The sequence below is a fragment of the Aeromicrobium sp. Sec7.5 genome (assembly GCF_036867135.1).
Lineage (GTDB): Bacteria > Actinomycetota > Actinomycetes > Propionibacteriales > Nocardioidaceae > Aeromicrobium.
In genome coordinates this window covers 2,191,788-2,207,882 of sequence record NZ_JBAJIJ010000001.1, presented here as the reverse complement: position 1 = coordinate 2,207,882, position 16,095 = coordinate 2,191,788, and the positions used below count along the sequence as shown (strand labels likewise).

Annotated in this window: 14 protein-coding genes; 8 read left to right on the top strand and 6 right to left on the bottom strand. The window is 68.0% G+C overall.

The features are described from left to right. Positions 1-16: 16 nt before the first annotated feature. Entirely contained in the window at positions 17-895 is an 879-nt protein-coding gene (locus V6S66_RS11115; protein ID WP_334206805.1) for a potassium channel family protein, read from the bottom strand. A 228-nt stretch (positions 896-1,123) separates the two neighbouring features. Here V6S66_RS11115 and V6S66_RS11110 point away from each other — a divergent pair, with 228 nt between their 5' ends. Then, complete coding sequence (locus V6S66_RS11110; RefSeq protein WP_334206804.1) at positions 1,124-2,131, top strand: tyrosine-type recombinase/integrase; 1,008 nt, start codon at positions 1,124-1,126, stop codon at positions 2,129-2,131. A gap of 119 nt (positions 2,132-2,250) precedes the next feature. On the opposite strand, the gene V6S66_RS11105 is transcribed toward V6S66_RS11110, so the two are convergent. The 5 genes from V6S66_RS11105 to V6S66_RS11085 form a co-directional block, all read right to left on the bottom strand. Next, the gene (locus V6S66_RS11105; RefSeq protein WP_442885922.1) at positions 2,251-4,581 is read right to left on the bottom strand and encodes a heavy metal translocating P-type ATPase; all 2,331 of its coding nucleotides are present in this window, start codon (positions 4,579-4,581) and stop codon (positions 2,251-2,253) included. Positions 4,582-4,658: 77 nt separating this feature from the next. Beyond that, positions 4,659-6,122 carry a multicopper oxidase family protein gene (locus tag V6S66_RS11100; RefSeq protein ID WP_334206802.1) on the bottom strand — a complete coding sequence of 488 codons (1,464 nt, stop codon included), beginning with the start codon at positions 6,120-6,122 and terminating at the stop codon, positions 4,659-4,661. Between the two features lie 142 nt (positions 6,123-6,264). Further along, on the bottom strand, positions 6,265-6,846 hold the full coding sequence (locus V6S66_RS11095) for a DUF305 domain-containing protein (protein WP_334206801.1): 582 nt from the start codon (positions 6,844-6,846) through the stop codon (positions 6,265-6,267). Positions 6,847-7,032: 186 nt separating this feature from the next. After that, positions 7,033-7,863: a sensor histidine kinase gene (locus V6S66_RS11090; RefSeq protein ID WP_334207256.1), complete on the bottom strand. Its 831-nt coding sequence runs from the start codon at positions 7,861-7,863 to the stop codon at positions 7,033-7,035. Between the two features lie 278 nt (positions 7,864-8,141). Beyond that, positions 8,142-8,843, bottom strand: coding sequence for a response regulator transcription factor (locus V6S66_RS11085; RefSeq protein WP_334206800.1), 702 nt, complete (start codon positions 8,841-8,843; stop codon positions 8,142-8,144). 254 nt (positions 8,844-9,097) lie between these two features. Here V6S66_RS11085 and V6S66_RS11080 point away from each other — a divergent pair, with 254 nt between their 5' ends. The 7 genes from V6S66_RS11080 (at position 9,098) to V6S66_RS11050 (ending at position 16,072) form a co-directional block, all read left to right on the top strand. Next, positions 9,098-9,343 carry an SHOCT domain-containing protein gene (locus tag V6S66_RS11080; RefSeq protein ID WP_334206799.1) on the top strand — a complete coding sequence of 82 codons (246 nt, stop codon included), beginning with the start codon at positions 9,098-9,100 and terminating at the stop codon, positions 9,341-9,343. Between the two features lie 298 nt (positions 9,344-9,641). Beyond that, a protein-coding gene (locus V6S66_RS11075) for an IS3 family transposase (protein WP_334204730.1) occupies positions 9,642-10,831 on the top strand; the annotation gives its coding sequence in 2 pieces (ribosomal slippage) (positions 9,642-9,920 and positions 9,923-10,831; 1,188 coding nt in all). Positions 10,832-11,356: 525 nt separating this feature from the next. Further along, positions 11,357-12,502, top strand: coding sequence for a sensor histidine kinase (locus V6S66_RS11070; RefSeq protein ID WP_334206798.1), 1,146 nt, complete (start codon positions 11,357-11,359; stop codon positions 12,500-12,502). Then, a complete protein-coding gene (locus tag V6S66_RS11065) occupies positions 12,499-13,155 on the top strand; it encodes a response regulator transcription factor (protein ID WP_334206797.1) in 657 nt (218 codons plus the stop codon). The genes V6S66_RS11070 and V6S66_RS11065 overlap by 4 nt, the downstream gene beginning before the upstream one ends. A gap of 81 nt (positions 13,156-13,236) precedes the next feature. Further along, positions 13,237-14,136 carry an ATP-binding cassette domain-containing protein gene (locus tag V6S66_RS11060; protein ID WP_334206796.1) on the top strand — a complete coding sequence of 300 codons (900 nt, stop codon included), beginning with the start codon at positions 13,237-13,239 and terminating at the stop codon, positions 14,134-14,136. Then, complete coding sequence (locus V6S66_RS11055) at positions 14,133-14,894, top strand: ABC transporter permease subunit (RefSeq protein WP_334206795.1); 762 nt, start codon at positions 14,133-14,135, stop codon at positions 14,892-14,894. Before V6S66_RS11060 ends, V6S66_RS11055 begins: the two co-directional genes overlap by 4 nt. Before the next feature lie 209 nt (positions 14,895-15,103). Further along, positions 15,104-16,072 (top strand): esterase/lipase family protein, encoded by a 969-nt coding sequence (locus tag V6S66_RS11050; protein WP_334206794.1) that lies wholly within the window; start codon positions 15,104-15,106, stop codon positions 16,070-16,072. Positions 16,073-16,095 lie beyond the last annotated feature (23 nt).

Here is a 16,095-nt window from a genome sequence, read left to right as displayed (position 1 = left end):
CCCGGAGCCTCCGTCATCATGCGTGCCGACCGAACCCGTGGTCGGAGCTGTAGGACGCGAGCACCTCCGGGGTCGGGCACCCGGTCCCGAGGTAGGCGCGGTCCACCCTCCCTGCGAGGCTCTCGACGGCCGCAGCGAGCATCTCGGCTGCGTGGCGCACCTCCCGCGAGGATGACGCCCTTCCGGCGTCCACCATCTCCAGCGCGTAGGGGAGGGTCGCGGCCAGCGACATCTCTTCCTCCTCCTCGAGGAAGTAGTACGACTCGGCATATTGCAGGAGGTCTGTCTCGACCTGGATCACGCCCTCAGTCACGGCTTCCAGCATGCGGCTGGCGACGCAGGGCTCTCCGCCGGCCACGACGTCCGTCGCTTGGCCGGAGCGCAGAATGCTCAACCGCTTCGCGACTGAACGGCGCCTGCCCAAGGCGGGGTAGACCTGCAGGATCCAGGAGATGGCGGCGGTCAAGAGGACGAACCCGAGCAAGGCCTCGAAGGGTGTCAGTAGGCGCAGGCCAGGGTCAGCCGGGGTGACGTCGCCGAAGCCGAGCGTTGCCAGGGTGACCAACGACAGGTACAGCGCAGCCAACGCGTCGGAAGACTGCTCGGGGCTGAGTGCGGATCCGAAGTAGAAGCCCTCGGGCATGTGGGGTAGATAGACCAGCGTCCAGCCGATCACCATCAGACCGGTCCACAGCATCACGACCCCGAGGATGCCGATGGGCCCAGCGAGCTGCCGCGTGAGGCTGGGCACCACGTGCTTGGTGACCCGCCACACGAGCTGGAACACCCACTGGGAGAGCCGGCCGAACCCGCCGGGGTGCCACAGGGTGTGGAAGATGTCCCACAGTGTTACCAGGACAACGAACAGGCCAGCCGAGCTGATCATCCATCCCATCCGGACGACTGTAGTCTCATCGCTACACGGTCGGAGCCGACGTCTCGGGCCCTCCGAGGCGCGCCGTCCATGTCCGGGCCAAGGCGGCGGGACTCGGCCTGATCGGTGCTCGGATTTGACGCGTCATCGAAAAGTCAGCGCTTACCGACGTAAGCACCAGCGCCGCGCTTCTGGCCGTCCTCCTGGTCCGGGCCGGGGGAGTGCGACGTCCGCCGGTACAACCCGGCCATGACCACCACCCTCGCCCTCGCACGCACCGTGACCGTGTCCTCCTCACGCCGTTCGGAGGATCTCCCAGTTGGTCTGACCGTGGACGACGCAGTGCGGATCGCTGCCGCGCTCGACGCCGCCCATGCCGAATCCACCCGCATCCTCTACGCCCACACCTGGCGGGTCTGGCAACGCTGGTGCGCAGGCCGAGGTATCCCTGCGCTCCCGGCTGACCCCCATGCGCTGGCCGCCTACCTGGTCGAACGCGCCGCCACCGGCACCGCGGTGGCCACCCTCAACATGGCCTGCACCGCCATCCGGCACATGCACCGCCAGCGCGACCTGGCCAACCCAGCCGAGGACGAGCTCGTCCGCCAGGTCCGCCTCGGCCTGCGCCGCACCTATGGCACCGCACCGCGGCGCCTCGCGCGGCCGCTCACCGTCCCCGAGATCCGCCAGATCATCACCGCGATCGACCGCAGCACCCCCATCGGAGCACGCGACGCCGCGATCATCCTGCTCGGCTACGCCTCAGCCATGCGCGGCTCCGAACTGGTCGCCCTCACCCTGGCCGACGTCGAGACCAAACCGGGCGGCATCCTGTTCAGCATCCGGCACTCCAAGACCGACCAGGAGGGTCAAGGTCAGGTCGTGGCCGTGGCCCACGGCAGCCACGCGGCCACCGACCCCGTCGCCGCACTAGGCGCGTGGCTCAGGGTCCGAGGCCACCAGCCAGGCCCGCTGTTCTCGCGGATCTGGTGCAGCCGCATCAGCGACCAGCCGCTCGGAAACCACGTCGTGGCCCGGATGCTCCGAGAACGCGCCATCGCGGCTGGACTCGATGGAACCCGGATCACCGCCCACTCCCTACGCGCCGGACACGCCACCAAAGCAGCACTCGCGGGTGTCCCACTCCACCGGATCGCCACCCAAACTCGCCACAAAGACATCTCCGTCCTCGTCAACCGCTACATCCGACCCATGGAGGCGCTCGCCACGACCTCAAGCAAGGACCTCGGACTATGACCGCCGCCGGCCCCCGGCGGAAAGCCTCAGCCGCCCGGGCGCGATCGAACCTCCAGCTGAGACCGGGTCGGGGACTGTGCGTCCGACGAACAGCCCTCAGCCTGAGCTGGGCGAGTCGCCTATCCCAGATTGCGCGTTCGTAGGCGTAGGGCGTTGGTGATGACGCTGACCGAGGACAGCGACATGGCGGCGGCGGCGATGATCGGGGAGAGCAGCATCCCGAAGGTGGGGTAGAGGATTCCGGCGGCCACGGGGATGCCGGCCGTGTTGTAGGCGAAGGCGAACACGAGGTTCTGGCGGATATTCGACATGGTGGCTTGGGAGAGCTTGCGGGCGCGCACGATCCCGATCAGGTCGCCCTTGAGCAGGGTTACTCCGGCGCTCTCCATCGCGACGTCGGTCCCCGAGCTCATGGCCAGCCCGACGTCGGCAGCTGCCAGGGCGGGGGCGTCGTTCACGCCGTCGCCGGCCATCGCGACCACTCGTCCCTCGTCGCGGAGTTGCTTGACGATGTCGCTCTTGTGGTCGGGGAGGACCTCGGCCTCGATCCGGTCGATGCCCAGGCGTCGTCCGACCGCTTCAGCGGTGACCCGGTTGTCGCCGGTCAGCATGACCACCTCGATCCCTTCGTCCCGCAGCGCGGCCAGGGCGTCTGCGGTGGTGTCCTTGATGGGGTCGGCGATCGCGAAGATGCCAGCCACGGTCCCCTCAACGCCCATGAAGATGGCGGTGGCACCATCGGCGCGGAGTTCATCGGCCTCTTCGGTCATGGACGTGGCGTCCATGTCGTGGCTGGATAGGAACCCCGCGCTGCCCAGGACCACCTGCTGGCTCTCGACGGTGCCGAGGGCGCCCTTGCCGGTGGGGGAGTCGAAGTCGGTGACCTCTGGGATGGTGAGGCCGGCGGCGTTTGCTGCTTCCACGACTGCTCTGCCGAGGGGGTGTTCTGAGGCGCTCTCGACGCCCGCGGCGAGTCTGAGCAGACTGTCGCGGTCGAAGCCTGGGGCCGCGACGATCTGAGTGACCGAGGGGCGTCCCTCGGTCAGCGTGCCGGTTTTGTCGACGACCAGGGTGTCGACCTTCTCCATGAGTTCGAGCGCCTCGGCGTTCTTGATCAGGACACCTTCGCCGGCTCCTCGGCCCACCCCCACCATGATCGACATCGGTGTGGCCAGTCCCAGTGCGCAGGGGCAGGCGATGATCAGGACCGACACGGCGGCGATGAGGGCGTGAGCCAGGCGGGGGTCCGGCCCGATGGCGGCCCAGGCGATGAACGCGAGCAGGGCCACACCGAGGACCGCGGGCACGAACCAGGCTGCGACTCGGTCTGCCATCCGCTGGATCGGTGCGCGGGAGCGTTGGGCTTCGGCGACCATCTGGACGATGCGGGCCAGCATCGTGTCGCGGCCGATCTTGTCGGCTCGGACGACCAGGGACCCGGTCTGGTTCAGGGTGCCGCCGATGACGGTGTCGCCGGTGGTCTTGGTGACGGGCATGGACTCCCCGGTGACCAGGGACTCATCGAGGGAGGAACGACCGTCCTCGACGATGCCGTCGACGGGGACCTTCTCGCCGGGGCGGACACGCAGTCGGTCGCCGATCTGCACCACCTCCAGGCTCACGTCCTCCTCGCCAGCGTCATCGGTGATCCGGTGCGCGGTCTTGGGGGTGAGGTCCAAGAGGGCCTTGATCGCTCCCGAGGTCTGCTCCCTGGCCCTCAGCTCCAGAACCTGGCCGAGCAGCACCAGCACGGTGATGACAGCGGCGGCCTCGAAGTACACATCGACGGTGCCGCCCATACTGCGGAACGCCTCGGGGAAGGCGCCCGGCGCGAACGTGGCGACCACGCTGTAGAGCCAGGCGACACCGGTGCCGATCGCGATCAGGGTGAACATGTTGAGCTGCATCGTGCGTACCGAGGTCCATCCCCGGGTGAAGAACGGCCAGCCGGCCCACAACACGACCGGGGTCGCCAGGACGAACTGGATCCAGGTCGAGGCCGTCGGACTGACCAGGTCGTCCAGCGCCGGAACCAGGTGGGCGCCCATTTCGAGGATGAGCACCGGGACCGACAAGACCAGGCCGATCCAGAACCGCCGGGTCATGTCGGCCAACTCGGGGCTGGGGCCGGTGTCGGCAGTCACCGTGACGGGTTCAAGCGCCATACCGCAGATCGGACACGCGCCCGGTCCAGGTTGCCGGATCTCCGGGTGCATGGGGCACGTGTACTCCACGGCTCCGTCCACTGCGCCGTCCGCCTCAGCGTCCGGGGCTGTCGGCACGGTCGGCGGGTTGAGGAAGTCACCCGGGTTCGCCTCGAACTTCGCCCGGCAGTGCGCCGAGCAGAAGTGATACGTCGAACCCTCGTGTTCCAGACTGTGCTCGGTCGTCAGACTGTCCACGTCCATGCCACAAACGGGGTCCTTCACAAGCTGAGGCGATGGGTTCATTGTCCGGTCCTCGGTGTCACGGGTCATGAGATGAGCATGCCCCTATGTGGTTGGTGGCCCAATTGCCAACATCGGGGTCAGGTCCGGTATTTGAGGGCGATCATCATGCCGGCCTCGGCGTGGTAGATGTTGTGGCAGTGGGTCATCCAGTTGCCGGGGTTGTCGGCCTGCAGGTCCACCGCGAGCGAGGACATCGGCTTGATCAGGACGGTGTCCTTCCTCAGCCCGCTGGGCAGCGCGAACGTGTGGCCGTGGATGTGCATCGGGTGGGTCATCTGGGTCATGTTCATCAGCTCCAGGCGGACCCGGTCGCCCTCGTTGATCAGGAGGGGGTCGTTCTCGCCGTAGGGGGCTCCGTTGATGGCCCACCGGTACGGCGCCATCTGGCCGCTCAGATGCACCATCTGGGTGGAGTCCGGTTCCCTGGTTGAGAGTCGTGACGCCTGCGTTGGCTGGAGGTCGGCGCCCTGGAGGATGGGGCCGGTTAGCTCGGCGATCTGGATGGCGGGGTCTGGTGCGGCACCGGATCCGGTCCGGATCAGCGCCATGGCTTGGCCTTCCTTGCCGTACGGCGCCGCGATGAGCGGAAACACGCCGTCGCCGAGGGTGACGGTGGCGTCGTACCGTTCGCCCATCCCGAGGTAGAGAGCACCGACGTCCCGGGGCTGGACCGCGAACCCGTCGGTGTGGGTGACGGTGAGACGGTGACCGCTCAGAGCGAGGGTGAAGATGGTGTCAGAACCGGCGTTAATGATCCGTAGTCGGACCCGCTGTCCGGGCTTGCCACGCAGCACGTCGGGGGAGGTCGGGACGCGGCCGTTGATCAGGTAGTGGGGATAGGTCACGTCGCCGGCGTCACCGAAGGGCGGGTCGCCGCCCATCGACATCCCGCCCATGTCCATCCCGCCCATGGAGCCCGTGTCGTCTCCGGACATGCCGGTGAGGTCGGCCAGCACGTCGTCGGGGGTGCGGCTGGTGCCGTCGACCCAGTCGTCGAGTACGACCACCCACTCCAAGTCGTAGTCGCCCGGCTCGTGGGGGTCGTCGATGATCAGCGGTCCGTAGAGGCCGCGGTCGAGCTGGACTCCGACATGGGGGTGGTAGAAATATGTGCCGGGATCCGGAGCAGTGAACTCGTAGAGATACGACGAGCCGGCAGCGATCGGATCCTGAGTCAGGCCAGGAACCCCGTCCGCGACGTTGCGCAACGCGATGCCGTGCCAGTGCACCGTAGTGTCAGTCGGAAGCTGGTTGTCGACCTGGATCCGCAACATGTCACCAGCTGTGGCGCGGATCAGCGGCCCTGGTGCGGTGTCACCGAACGCCCAGGTGTCGACCGTGGTGCCGCCCAGGTCCAGCGATGTCGCCTTGGCGGTCAGCTGGTGCTGCACCACTCGTTGGCCCGCGAGAGGCCGCAGGCGTGAGGGTGTGGCGAAGTTCGTCTGTGCTGTCCCGGGCCCGTTTGAGCATGCGGCCAGGGCGCCGGTCCCGGCGACCGCCAGCCCGCCGAGGAACAGACCGCGGCGCGAGATCTCCTGCATGGGTTTCCTCCAAGTCGACGCCGGATCCCTCATGGAAGCCGGATCACCACACCCACCATCGTGATTTGTTCGCTTCGACTTCTGACCCTGGTTTGGTGAAGATCTGACGAAGGTCCACAGGGTGCAGCGGTTCGCTCAACGGTCAGGGCGTGAGCATCTTCTTCATCGTGGCGATCTCGGTCGTCTGTGCAGCCTTGATCGACTTCGCGAGAGCGACGGTATCGGGGTCCTTGCCGTCGGCGATCTCGGTGTCGGCCATCTGCACGGCGCCTTCGTGGTGGGCAATCATCGACTCGAGCCACATCTGGTCGAAGGTGTCGCCGGTCGCGGCGCCGAGCTCGCTCATGGCCTGGTCCGACATCATCCCCGGCATGCTGTCGTTGCTTCCCGAGTCCATGCCGTCCATGCCACCCATCGACTCATCCGGGACGTCCTCGCCCCAACTCTTCAACCACTGCGTCATGGTGTCGATCTCGGGGCCCTGGGCGGCCTTCATCTGATCGGCCAGGGTCTTCACGTCGTTCGATGAGGCTTGGGTCTGAGCCATCTCGGCCATCTGCACGGCCTGCAGGTGGTGCGGAATCATGTCAGTCGCGAACGCGACGTCCTGCTGGTTGTGACCACCCGTGCTGGCGCTGGAGCCAGTCGTGTCATTGCTCCCGCATCCGGCGAGGGCGAGCGTGACTGCGACGGTGAGAGCCGTGACGCCGAGCGCCTTCTTCATCGAGGTGTCTCCTGCTGAGTGGTCGGGTTCGGCCGCCAGAGCTGTGGATCCCGGCGACATGTCAGGTGCGCGCCGAACTGTTCGCTCGGCCTTCAAAGCCTGACGTGCGTGGCCCGGGGATCCGGCGGAGATCTTGTGAAGATTCGCTGAAGAGCGGCGCCCGGCGTCGGGTCGAACTCGCGCTGGCTACCGGTTGGCCGGGGCCAACCGCACAGTGAACGTCGCGCCGTGTCCAGGGCCGGAACTGAGCGCGGTGAGGGTGCCGCCATGCGCCTCGACGAGGGCCTTGCTGATGCTCAGCCCGATTCCAGAGCCGCCTCGGTTGCGATCCCGGGCTGTGTCGACCCGGTAGAACCGGTCGAAGACATGGGCCAGGTGCTCGGGTGCGATGCCTTCCCCGGAGTCGGCGATCACGAACTCGACCCATCGGTCGTGGCGGCGGCAGCCCAGCGTGACGCTGCCCCCGGTCGGGGTGTGACGCAGGGCGTTGTCGAGCAGGTTGCTCAGGACCTGGCCGATGCGGTCCGGGTCAGCCAGCACCGAGTCGTGAGTGTTCAGGTGGGTGCCGAGATGGACGCCCTTCGCCGTGAAGCGGTCTTGGGCACCCTCGGATGCTGCCGAGGCCAAGGCGCTTGCCTCGATGGCTTGTCGGTGGATGTCGAGGGTGCCCTCTTCTGCCTGGGAGACCGCTGCGATGTCTTCGGCGAGTCGGCCGAGTCTGCGGGTGCTGAGGCGGATCACGGTGAGGGTGTCCTCATCAAGGCTGCGGACGCCGTCCTCGACGGCCTCCAGATGTGCCTCCACGGTCGCCAGGGGGGTCCGCATCTCGTGGGCGAGGTCAGCAAGCATCCGCCGCCGAATCCCCTCAACGTTCCCGAGCCGCTGGGCCAGAGAGTTGTAGCTGTCGGCGAGCGTGGCGAACTCGACTCCGAGACCGGGGTCGGCAACCCGATCGTCGTAGCGTCCGGCAGCGACCTCGGAGGCCGCCGAGGCCACCTGGCCGATCGAACGCTTCACGCGGCGGGTGAAGTACCACGTCACTGCCAGCGCGGTGATGGTTGCGGCCAGGAGCGCGACCGAGATCGAGATCAGCAGGGCAGCCCTGAAGGCCTCCTCGACGTGCCGGCCCTCGGCCGACGTGTGTGAGACCCCGGCCCGGTGCAGGTGGTCACGGAAGATGCTCGGCCCAACGAATGACGCGACGACCCACGTCGTCACGGCTCCAGCGACGAGCACCAAGGCTTGGGCCGAGAGGAGGCGCGAGGCGAAACCCCACCGCACTCGGCCTTCGGCGCTCACTGGCCAGTTCCCATCCGGTAGCCAACGCCGCGCACCGTGCGGACGTAGAGGCTGTCCGCTGCGTCGTCGCCAAGTTTGCGGCGCAGGTGGCCGATGTGGACGTCGACCAGGTGCTCGTCCCCGACCCAGGAGGGGCCCCAGACGTCGTCGATGAGCTGGCGCCGGCTGAAGGCCATCCGGGGGCGGGCCGACAATGCCGCCAGCAGGTCGAACTCGGTCCGGGTGAGAGCGACGGGTACGCCGTCGAGCCAGACATCGCGCCCGTCGGTATCGATGCTCAAGGCGCCAAATGTCCGCACCTCGGCCAGGGGGTCACCGGGGTCGGCGAGCTCTCGTGACTGTCTGGGACGGCGCAGCATCGCGTGCACCCGTGCCATTAATACGCGGGGACTGAACGGCTTGGTCAGGTAGTCGTCGGCGCCGACAGAAAGGCCGATCAGGGTGTCGATCTCGTCGCTGCGCGCGGTGAGCATCACGACGTACGCATCCGAGAAGGTCCGGATCTGACGACAGACCTCGACCCCGTCCAGGCTCGGCAACCCCAGGTCGAGGACAACGACGTCGGGATCGACCTCGCGGGCAAGCGCCACCGCCTGTAGGCCGTCGTGGCTGATGGAGGCCTCGAACCCGTCGCGCTCGAAGTAGCTACCGATCAGGTTCGCCAACGAGGTTTCGTCCTCCACCACCAAGGCCCGCATGCCAGATGGTGGCCGCTGGGACGACGCCGTCGCCTCCGCCACCTGGACCGTGGGCTCGGCAGCGTTGGGGTTGGACATGGCCTTCATGGTGCCAGCCGAGAGCAGCTGGGATCACGCCCTGCACGGCAGTGGACCACTTCTTCAGTGAACCTTCACAGAACCACGACCGGGCAGCCGTGGTCCGGAGAGCACAGTGGAGACAACGAACAACCAAGGAGCTGAGCACAATGATGGGTTGGTACAACAACGGAGGCATGGACACCGGGAACTGGATCGCGATGATCCTGATGATGAGCCTGTTCTGGGGCGCCGTGATCTTCGCCGGCATCATGATCTTCCGAGGCACCAGCAACGGTCGCGGCGACCGCAACAGCGCGCCGATCAACCAGACGGCTCACCGTGACCCGATGGACATCCTCGACGAGCGTTTCGCCCGCGGCGAGCTCGAGAACGAGGAGTACGAAGCACGTAAGGCCGTCCTGCTCGGTAGCAAACGCTGAGCCGGCGACGTTCTCGCGGCATAAGTCGCGAGCGGACCTCAACGAGAGCGGGCAGTCGGCCTCTCTCGGGTATCGAAGGACATCAGACATGACCAAGACCACCCTCGTCGCACTTCCGTTCGCAATCGGCCTGCTCATCGCTCTGCCGAGCGCCGCGCAGGCGGATCCAGGGTCGGGGAACTTCGGCCAACACGTATCCACCTGTGCTCAGACCATGGGACTTAGCGGCGGGGACTGCCCCCGGTTTGGTTGACACCTGACGTGTGAGGATTCGTTCCTCGCAGGAGAGGATGTCGCCATGCCAGCGCCCTATCCCAAGGAGTTCCGCGACGATGTCGTGGCTGTGGCCCGTCAGGGCCAGGCTCCGTTGTCGCAGATCGCCAAGGACTTCGGGATCTCTGAAGGGACCCTGTCGAACTGGTTGAAGAAGGCCGACATCGAGGACGGTCACCGGCCCGGGCTGACCGAGGCCGACCGTGCCGAGCTGCGTGAGGCCAAGAAGCGGATCCGGCTGCTCGAGCAGGAAAACGAGGTCCTGCGGCGGGCTGCGGCGTATCTGTCGCAGGCTAATCTGCCGGGAAAATAGCCTTCCCGCTCGTCCGCGAGATGGCCGCGGCCGGCGCCCCTGTTCGGGTGCCGGTCGCGGTGGCGAGCAGGGTCCTGGGGCTCTCGACCCAGGGGTACTACAAGTGGCTCAAGGACCCCGTCAGCCAGCGTGACTTCGACGACGCGCACCTCATCGACGTGCTCTACGACCTCCACGAGGACGACGCCACGTTGGGCTACCGGTTCCTGACCGACGAGCTCGCCGATGAGCACGGCATCACTGTCGGTGAGAACCGCGTCCACCGGCTCTGTCAGGTCGCTGGCATCACCGCCTCGCACCACAAGAAGCGGTCCAAGGCCGGCAGCACCGGGCCGCCGCCGCACGACGACCTTCTGGCCGTGGTCGACGAGCACGGTGTCGTCCGGCACGAGTTCGTCGCCGACGCCCCGAACAAGGTCTGGCTCTGGGACATCTCCGAACACCCCACCCGCGAAGGCAAGCTCTACATCTGCGCAATCAAGGACGTCTTCTCCAACAGGATCGTCGGCTACTCCATCGACACCCGGATGAAGGCATCGTTGGCGCAGTCGGCGATGCGCAACGCGATCGCGCTGCGCGCACCAGAGGCCACGGTGTGTCATTCGGACAGGGGCGGTCAATTCAGGGCCAAACGCACCCAGGCCCTCTTGGCCAACCATGGGCTGGTCGGCTCGATGGGCCGCTCCTACGGCGCCGGGGACAACGCGAGCATGGAGAGCTTCTTCGCCCTCCTGCAGAAGAACGTCCTCAACACCCGCCGCTGGGACACCCGCGACGAACTCCGCCTTGCGATGGTCCGCTGGATCGAGACCAAGTACAACCGACGACGCCGACAACGCGCCCTCGGCAAGCTCACCCCGACCGAGTTTGAGATGATCTACACGACCGCAACCGCGGCCTAATCAGCACAAACCCCGAGTGTCAACCAAACTCGGGGCAGTCCCGCGACCACAATCCCGGAATGCATCACGGAGCCAGCGGCTGGGACGGCATGCCCTGCTGAGCCGCATCCCCGGATCTCACCTTCGGGCTGAAACCCGAGTCAACGACGGGTCGGAAGCACCAGCCATGTACGTATACGGCGCCGTTGTTGTCGGTCTGAGTCGAGCGATCCTAGCCGGCCAGAGATTCAACACGTCATCAGAAGATCATCAGAAACGATAGGCAACTGTCCCGAGACGTTCCGATACAGTTGGAGGCGTCCGATGGGGAACCTCCTCAAGAACCCGAGGTTTTCCAAGGGGACCCGAGAGTTGAAGTAGTCCGGGACAGGCTTCTGATCACATCCAGAGGTCACAGGTTCAAATCCTGTCCCCGCTACCAGTGAGGCCCGGGTCTCCAGTGAAAACTGGGGCCCGGGCCTTCGTCATTCCTGGATCAGACTTTCGGATGGTCCGCCGGGGGCCTGGCGTCCCTACGCTGAGCGGGTGAGCACTCCACTGCGTTCCCTGCTGGCCGAGCCCCGGCCCCTGGCCCCGCCGGTCCGGCTGCGGCGGGACTGGGCACTGGTGGTGTCCGTGATGGTCCTGGCAGTGCTGGAGGGTGTCCTGAGGCAGGACATGCCGGTCCCCGTGCTCTCGGTGGTGCTGACCGTCGGCCTGGCGCCGCTCCTGCTGTCGCGACGGGCACACCCCTTCGCCGTGGTCGCCACCACCTTCGGCCTGATCGCGCTCGTGGACATCGGCCTGGTCGTGGCCGACGCGCCGGCGCTCGACGTGTACACGATGCTCTACGTCCTGCTGCTGCCGTACTCGGTGTTCCGGTGGGGCTCCGGTCGCGAGGCGGTGACAGGTCTGGGGATCATCCTGGTCCCCGCCACCCTGGCGATCTTCGTCAGCTGGACCGGGTTCGCCGAGGCGATCGGCGGGTTCGCGGTGCTCCTCTCCGCCGTCGCCCTGGGGTGGGCCGTGCGTTCCCAGCACGGCGTCCGCGAGCGACGGCTGGAGCAGGTGAAGTCGCAGGAACGGATCCTGCTGGCGCGCGAGCTGCACGACACCGTGGCGCACCACGTCTCGGCCATCGCCATCCACGCCCAGGCCGGGCGCGCGCTCGCGGCGACCAGTCCGCTGGCACCGCTGGAGGCGCTGGAGGTGATCGAGGTGGAGGCGACGCGCACGCTGGCCGAGATGCGGTCCATGGTCCGTGTCCTGCGCAACGAGGCTCCCGTGGACTACGCCCCCCAGCCCGGGCTGGCCGACCTCGATCGACTGTCCGGGGTCGCGCCCGGCGGCCCGCGCGTGGAGGTGACGGTCTCGGGCGACGTGGCCGCGCTCCCGGCGGCGCTCGACGCGGCCGTCTTCCGCATCGCCCAGGAGGCGGTCACCAACGCGCTGCGGCACGCCCGGAACGCGAGCGTGGTCGACGTGCGCGTCACCGGCGACCGGTCCTCGGTCAGCCTCCTCGTCCACGACGACGGTGATCCGGTTCCCGCCGGCCCGGACCCCGAGGCGGGGTTCGGACTCACCGGGATGACCGAACGTGCCCTGCTCCTGGGCGGGGTGTGCCAGGCAGGCCCGGGCCCGGGTCGCGGCTGGTCGGTCAGCGCGACGCTGCCGCTGCGGGTGTCGGCATGACCATCCGGGTGCTGGTGGCCGACGACCAGGACCTCGTGCGCACCGGACTGCGGCTGATCCTCGGCACCCTGGACGGCATCGAGGTCGTGGGGGAGGCCCGCGACGGGCAGGAGGCGGTGCGGTTGGCCCGCGAGCTCCGTCCCGACGTGTGCCTCATGGACATCCGGATGCCCCTCCTCGACGGCGTCGAGGCGACCCGCCTCCTCGCCGGCCCGGGCGTGGTGGACCCCGTCGCGGTCGTCGTGATCACGACCTTCGACCTCGACGAGTACGTGCACGGTGCGTTGGCGGCCGGTGCCACCGGGTTCCTGCTGAAGGACGCCGGAGCCGAGCTGCTCGGCGAGGCGATCCGCGCCGCCACCCGGGGTGACTCGCTCATCTCGCCCAGCATCACGCGCCGGCTGCTGTCGACGTTCGCGCGCACAGGCCAGGCCGCACCTCCCGCGCAGCCGATCGACCCGCTCACCGATCGTGAGGAGCAGGTGCTGCTCACGATCGCGCGGGGTCGCACCAATGCCGAGATCGCCGCGGAGCTGCACATCAGCCTCAGCACGGTGAAGACCCACATCGGCAGCCTCATGGCCAAGCTCGGTGCGCGGAACCGGGTGGAGATCGCCATGTGGGGCTACGAGACCGGCCGGGTGCGGGACTAGCGGCCGCTCGTACTTTCGGTCAGGTCAAGACCGGTCGATCAACCGATACGCGCACGTCGCGATGTCGCGAGGCTTGACCCCATGATCACCGTTGACTCCCTGACCCGCAGGTACGCCGGCTTCACCGCCGTCGACGACGTCTCCTTCACCGCCCGGCCGGGCCGCGTGACCGGGTTCCTCGGTCCGAACGGCGCCGGCAAGTCCACCACGATGCGCCTCGTGGTGGGTCTGACCGCTCCGACGTCCGGCTCGGCCACCATCGACGGCGTCCGGTTCGTCGACCTGCCCAACCCCGGCCTCGAGGTCGGGGTCCTCCTCGACGCCTCGGCCCAGCACGCCGGTCGCACCGGTCGCGAGATCCTCACCATCGCCTCCGACACGATGGGCCTGCCCCGCCGCCGGGTCGACGAGATTCTCGAGCTCGTGAGCCTGACCCCCACGGAAGCCAGGCGCCGTGTGCGGAACTACTCCCTGGGAATGCGTCAGCGTCTCGGCATCGCCACTGCGCTGCTCGGCGACCCACGGGTGCTGATCCTCGACGAGCCCGCCAACGGTCTCGACCCCGCCGGGATCCGGTGGATGCGTGACCTCCTGACGGACTTCGCCGGCCGTGGTGGCACGGTGCTGCTGTCCTCGCACCTGCTGCACGAGATCGAGGTCATCGCCGATGACCTGGTCGTGATCGGCCACGGCAGGATCGTCGCCTCCGGCAGCAAGGACGAGCTCCTGGCGGCAGCCGGGACGCTGGTCCGCTCGACGGAGCCGCACGACCTCGCTCACGCCCTCGAACGAGCCGGGATCCCCAGCACGATCGCCGGCGACGGGGCCCTCCGCACGGACGCCGATCCTGCCCGGATCGGAGCCGTGGCCCTCGCCGCCGGCATCGCCCTCACCGAGCTCCGGTCCGCCGAGGGGGCCGGGCTCGAAGACATGTTCCTGTCGCTCACGGCCGACACCCAGCGCGAAGGGGCGGCGGCATGAACGCCACGACGATCCCTGCCACCCGGCTCGCCCGCGTCGAGCTCCGCAAGATGTTCAGCACCCGCTCGGGATTCTGGCTGCTCGTCAGCATCGGCCTCCTGACGCCCATCGCAGCCGGCTCGGTCGTCGTCCTCGCTCCCGACAGCGACGTCACCTACGAGAGCTTCACGAGGGCGAGCGGGTTCCCGATGTCGCTGATCCTGCCGATCATCGCGATCCTGGCCGTCACGAGCGAGTGGAGCCAGCGCAGCGGCCTCACGACCTTCACGCTCGTGCCGAGTCGCGGACGCGTCATCGGTGCCAAGGCGGCCGCGACCCTGGTGGTGGGTCTCGGGTCCGTGGCCCTCGCCTTCGTGGTGGGCGCCCTCGGCAACGTGATCGGGTCGGCGCTCGCCGGCGTCGACATCGTCTGGGACATCTCGGTGACCATGGCGCTGCAGATGGTGCTCTTCAACCTGATCGGCATGGCGATCGGCTTCACGCTCGGTGTCGTGCTGCGGAGCTCCGCGGCAGCGATCGTGGGTTACTTCGTCGTCTCCCTGGTGCTGCCGGGCGTCCTGCTGCTCCTGGCCCAGCTGCGCCCGTGGTTCGAGGAGCTGCAGCCGTGGGTCGACTGGAACGAGACGCAGGTGGCGCTGCTCGAGGGCGCCATGGACAGCGCCCGCGAGTGGGCGATGCTCGGCTCGACCACGCTGATCTGGATCGTCGTGCCCCTCGTCGTCGGGCTGCTCTCCCTGCGTCGCTCCGAGGTCACGTGATCCTGAGACTTGTGCGCCAGGCGCTGAACGACGTGAGCCGTTCGTCCGTGGGCGGTGCGAGCCACCGCCACGGGCGCGAACGTCACGGCGAGCGACTCGCCGGCCGGCTCCTGAGGCACCTGGCAGCGGAGGGCCAAGCGCACGAGTCGGCCGGTCCGGCTCTCGTGGTGTAACTTCGTGTTACCGATCTCACACGGAGGCTCCACGTCATGCGCACACCCCGAATCCTGGGCGCCATCCTCGCCCCGCTCGCGCTGGTTGCGGGGCTCACCGCCTCGCCCGCCCAGGCCGCACCGCCCGAGCCGCCGTTGCCCGTGCCGTACTCGTTCCTCCTGCCGGCCGTGATCGCCGGCCTCGGACTGGACGCCGATCCGCCCGGAGCGAACGACTGGTCCTGCCAGCCGTCGGCCGAGCACCCCACCCCGGTCGTGCTCGTGCACGGCCTGACGGGCAGCAAGGCCACCAACTGGCAGACGTACGCGCCGTTGCTCGCGAACGAGGGCTACTGCGTCTATGCGCTGACTTACGGCCAGGTCAAGAACGTCGTCTCGCCGCCCTACGACCAGGTCTTCGGCGGCTTCGGGGCGATCGAGGAGAGCGCCGAGCAGCTGTCGGTGTTCGTCGACCAGGTGCTGGCGGCCACGGGTTCGGAGAAGGTCGACATCCTGGGCCACTCCGAGGGCACGCTGATGCCGAACTACTACGCCAAGTTCCTCGACGGTGCCGCCAAGATCGGCAAGTACGTCTCGATCGCGCCGCTGTGGCACGGCACTGACGTCGCCGGACTGGCCACGCTCAGCCTGCTCGGCACGCCGTTCGGCGTCACGCCGGTCATCAACGCCGCCCTCCAGCCGCTCTTCGCGGCGGGCCCGCAGCTCCTGACAGGCTCCCCGTTCATCGAGAAGATGCGCTCCGGTGGTGGGCCTGCGGTGCCTGGCATCACGTACACCAACATCGTGACCCGGCTGGACGAGCTCGTGATCCCGTTCACGAGCGGCATCGAGCCCGGCATGACCAACCAGATCGTCCAGGACTACTGCGCCCTCGACCTGAGCGAGCACTTCCAGATCGTCGCGGATCCGGTGGCTGCCGCGCTGGTGCTCAACGCCCTCGACCCGGCCAACCCCCGGCCGGTGCCGTGCCAGCTCGTGCTGCCGTTCCTGGGCAACATCCTCTGAGGTTGCCCAGGCTCAGGCGCCGG

Coding starts and splice junctions, on each gene's coding strand:
- V6S66_RS11100 (WP_334206802.1), bottom strand. CDS start 6,122: ATGCAGGAGATCTCGCGCCGCGGTCTGTTCCTCGGCGGGCTGGCGGTC.
- V6S66_RS11060 (WP_334206796.1), top strand. CDS start 13,237: ATGATCACCGTTGACTCCCTGACCCGCAGGTACGCCGGCTTCACCGCC.
- V6S66_RS11105 (WP_442885922.1), bottom strand. CDS start 4,581: ATGAACCCATCGCCTCAGCTTGTGAAGGACCCCGTTTGTGGCATGGAC.
- V6S66_RS11085 (WP_334206800.1), bottom strand. CDS start 8,843: ATGCGGGCCTTGGTGGTGGAGGACGAAACCTCGTTGGCGAACCTGATC.
- V6S66_RS11095 (WP_334206801.1), bottom strand. CDS start 6,846: ATGAAGAAGGCGCTCGGCGTCACGGCTCTCACCGTCGCAGTCACGCTC.
- V6S66_RS11065 (WP_334206797.1), top strand. CDS start 12,499: ATGACCATCCGGGTGCTGGTGGCCGACGACCAGGACCTCGTGCGCACC.
- V6S66_RS11080 (WP_334206799.1), top strand. CDS start 9,098: ATGGACACCGGGAACTGGATCGCGATGATCCTGATGATGAGCCTGTTC.
- V6S66_RS11115 (WP_334206805.1), bottom strand. CDS start 895: ATGGGATGGATGATCAGCTCGGCTGGCCTGTTCGTTGTCCTGGTAACA.
- V6S66_RS11055 (WP_334206795.1), top strand. CDS start 14,133: ATGAACGCCACGACGATCCCTGCCACCCGGCTCGCCCGCGTCGAGCTC.
- V6S66_RS11050 (WP_334206794.1), top strand. CDS start 15,104: ATGCGCACACCCCGAATCCTGGGCGCCATCCTCGCCCCGCTCGCGCTG.
- V6S66_RS11110 (WP_334206804.1), top strand. CDS start 1,124: ATGACCACCACCCTCGCCCTCGCACGCACCGTGACCGTGTCCTCCTCA.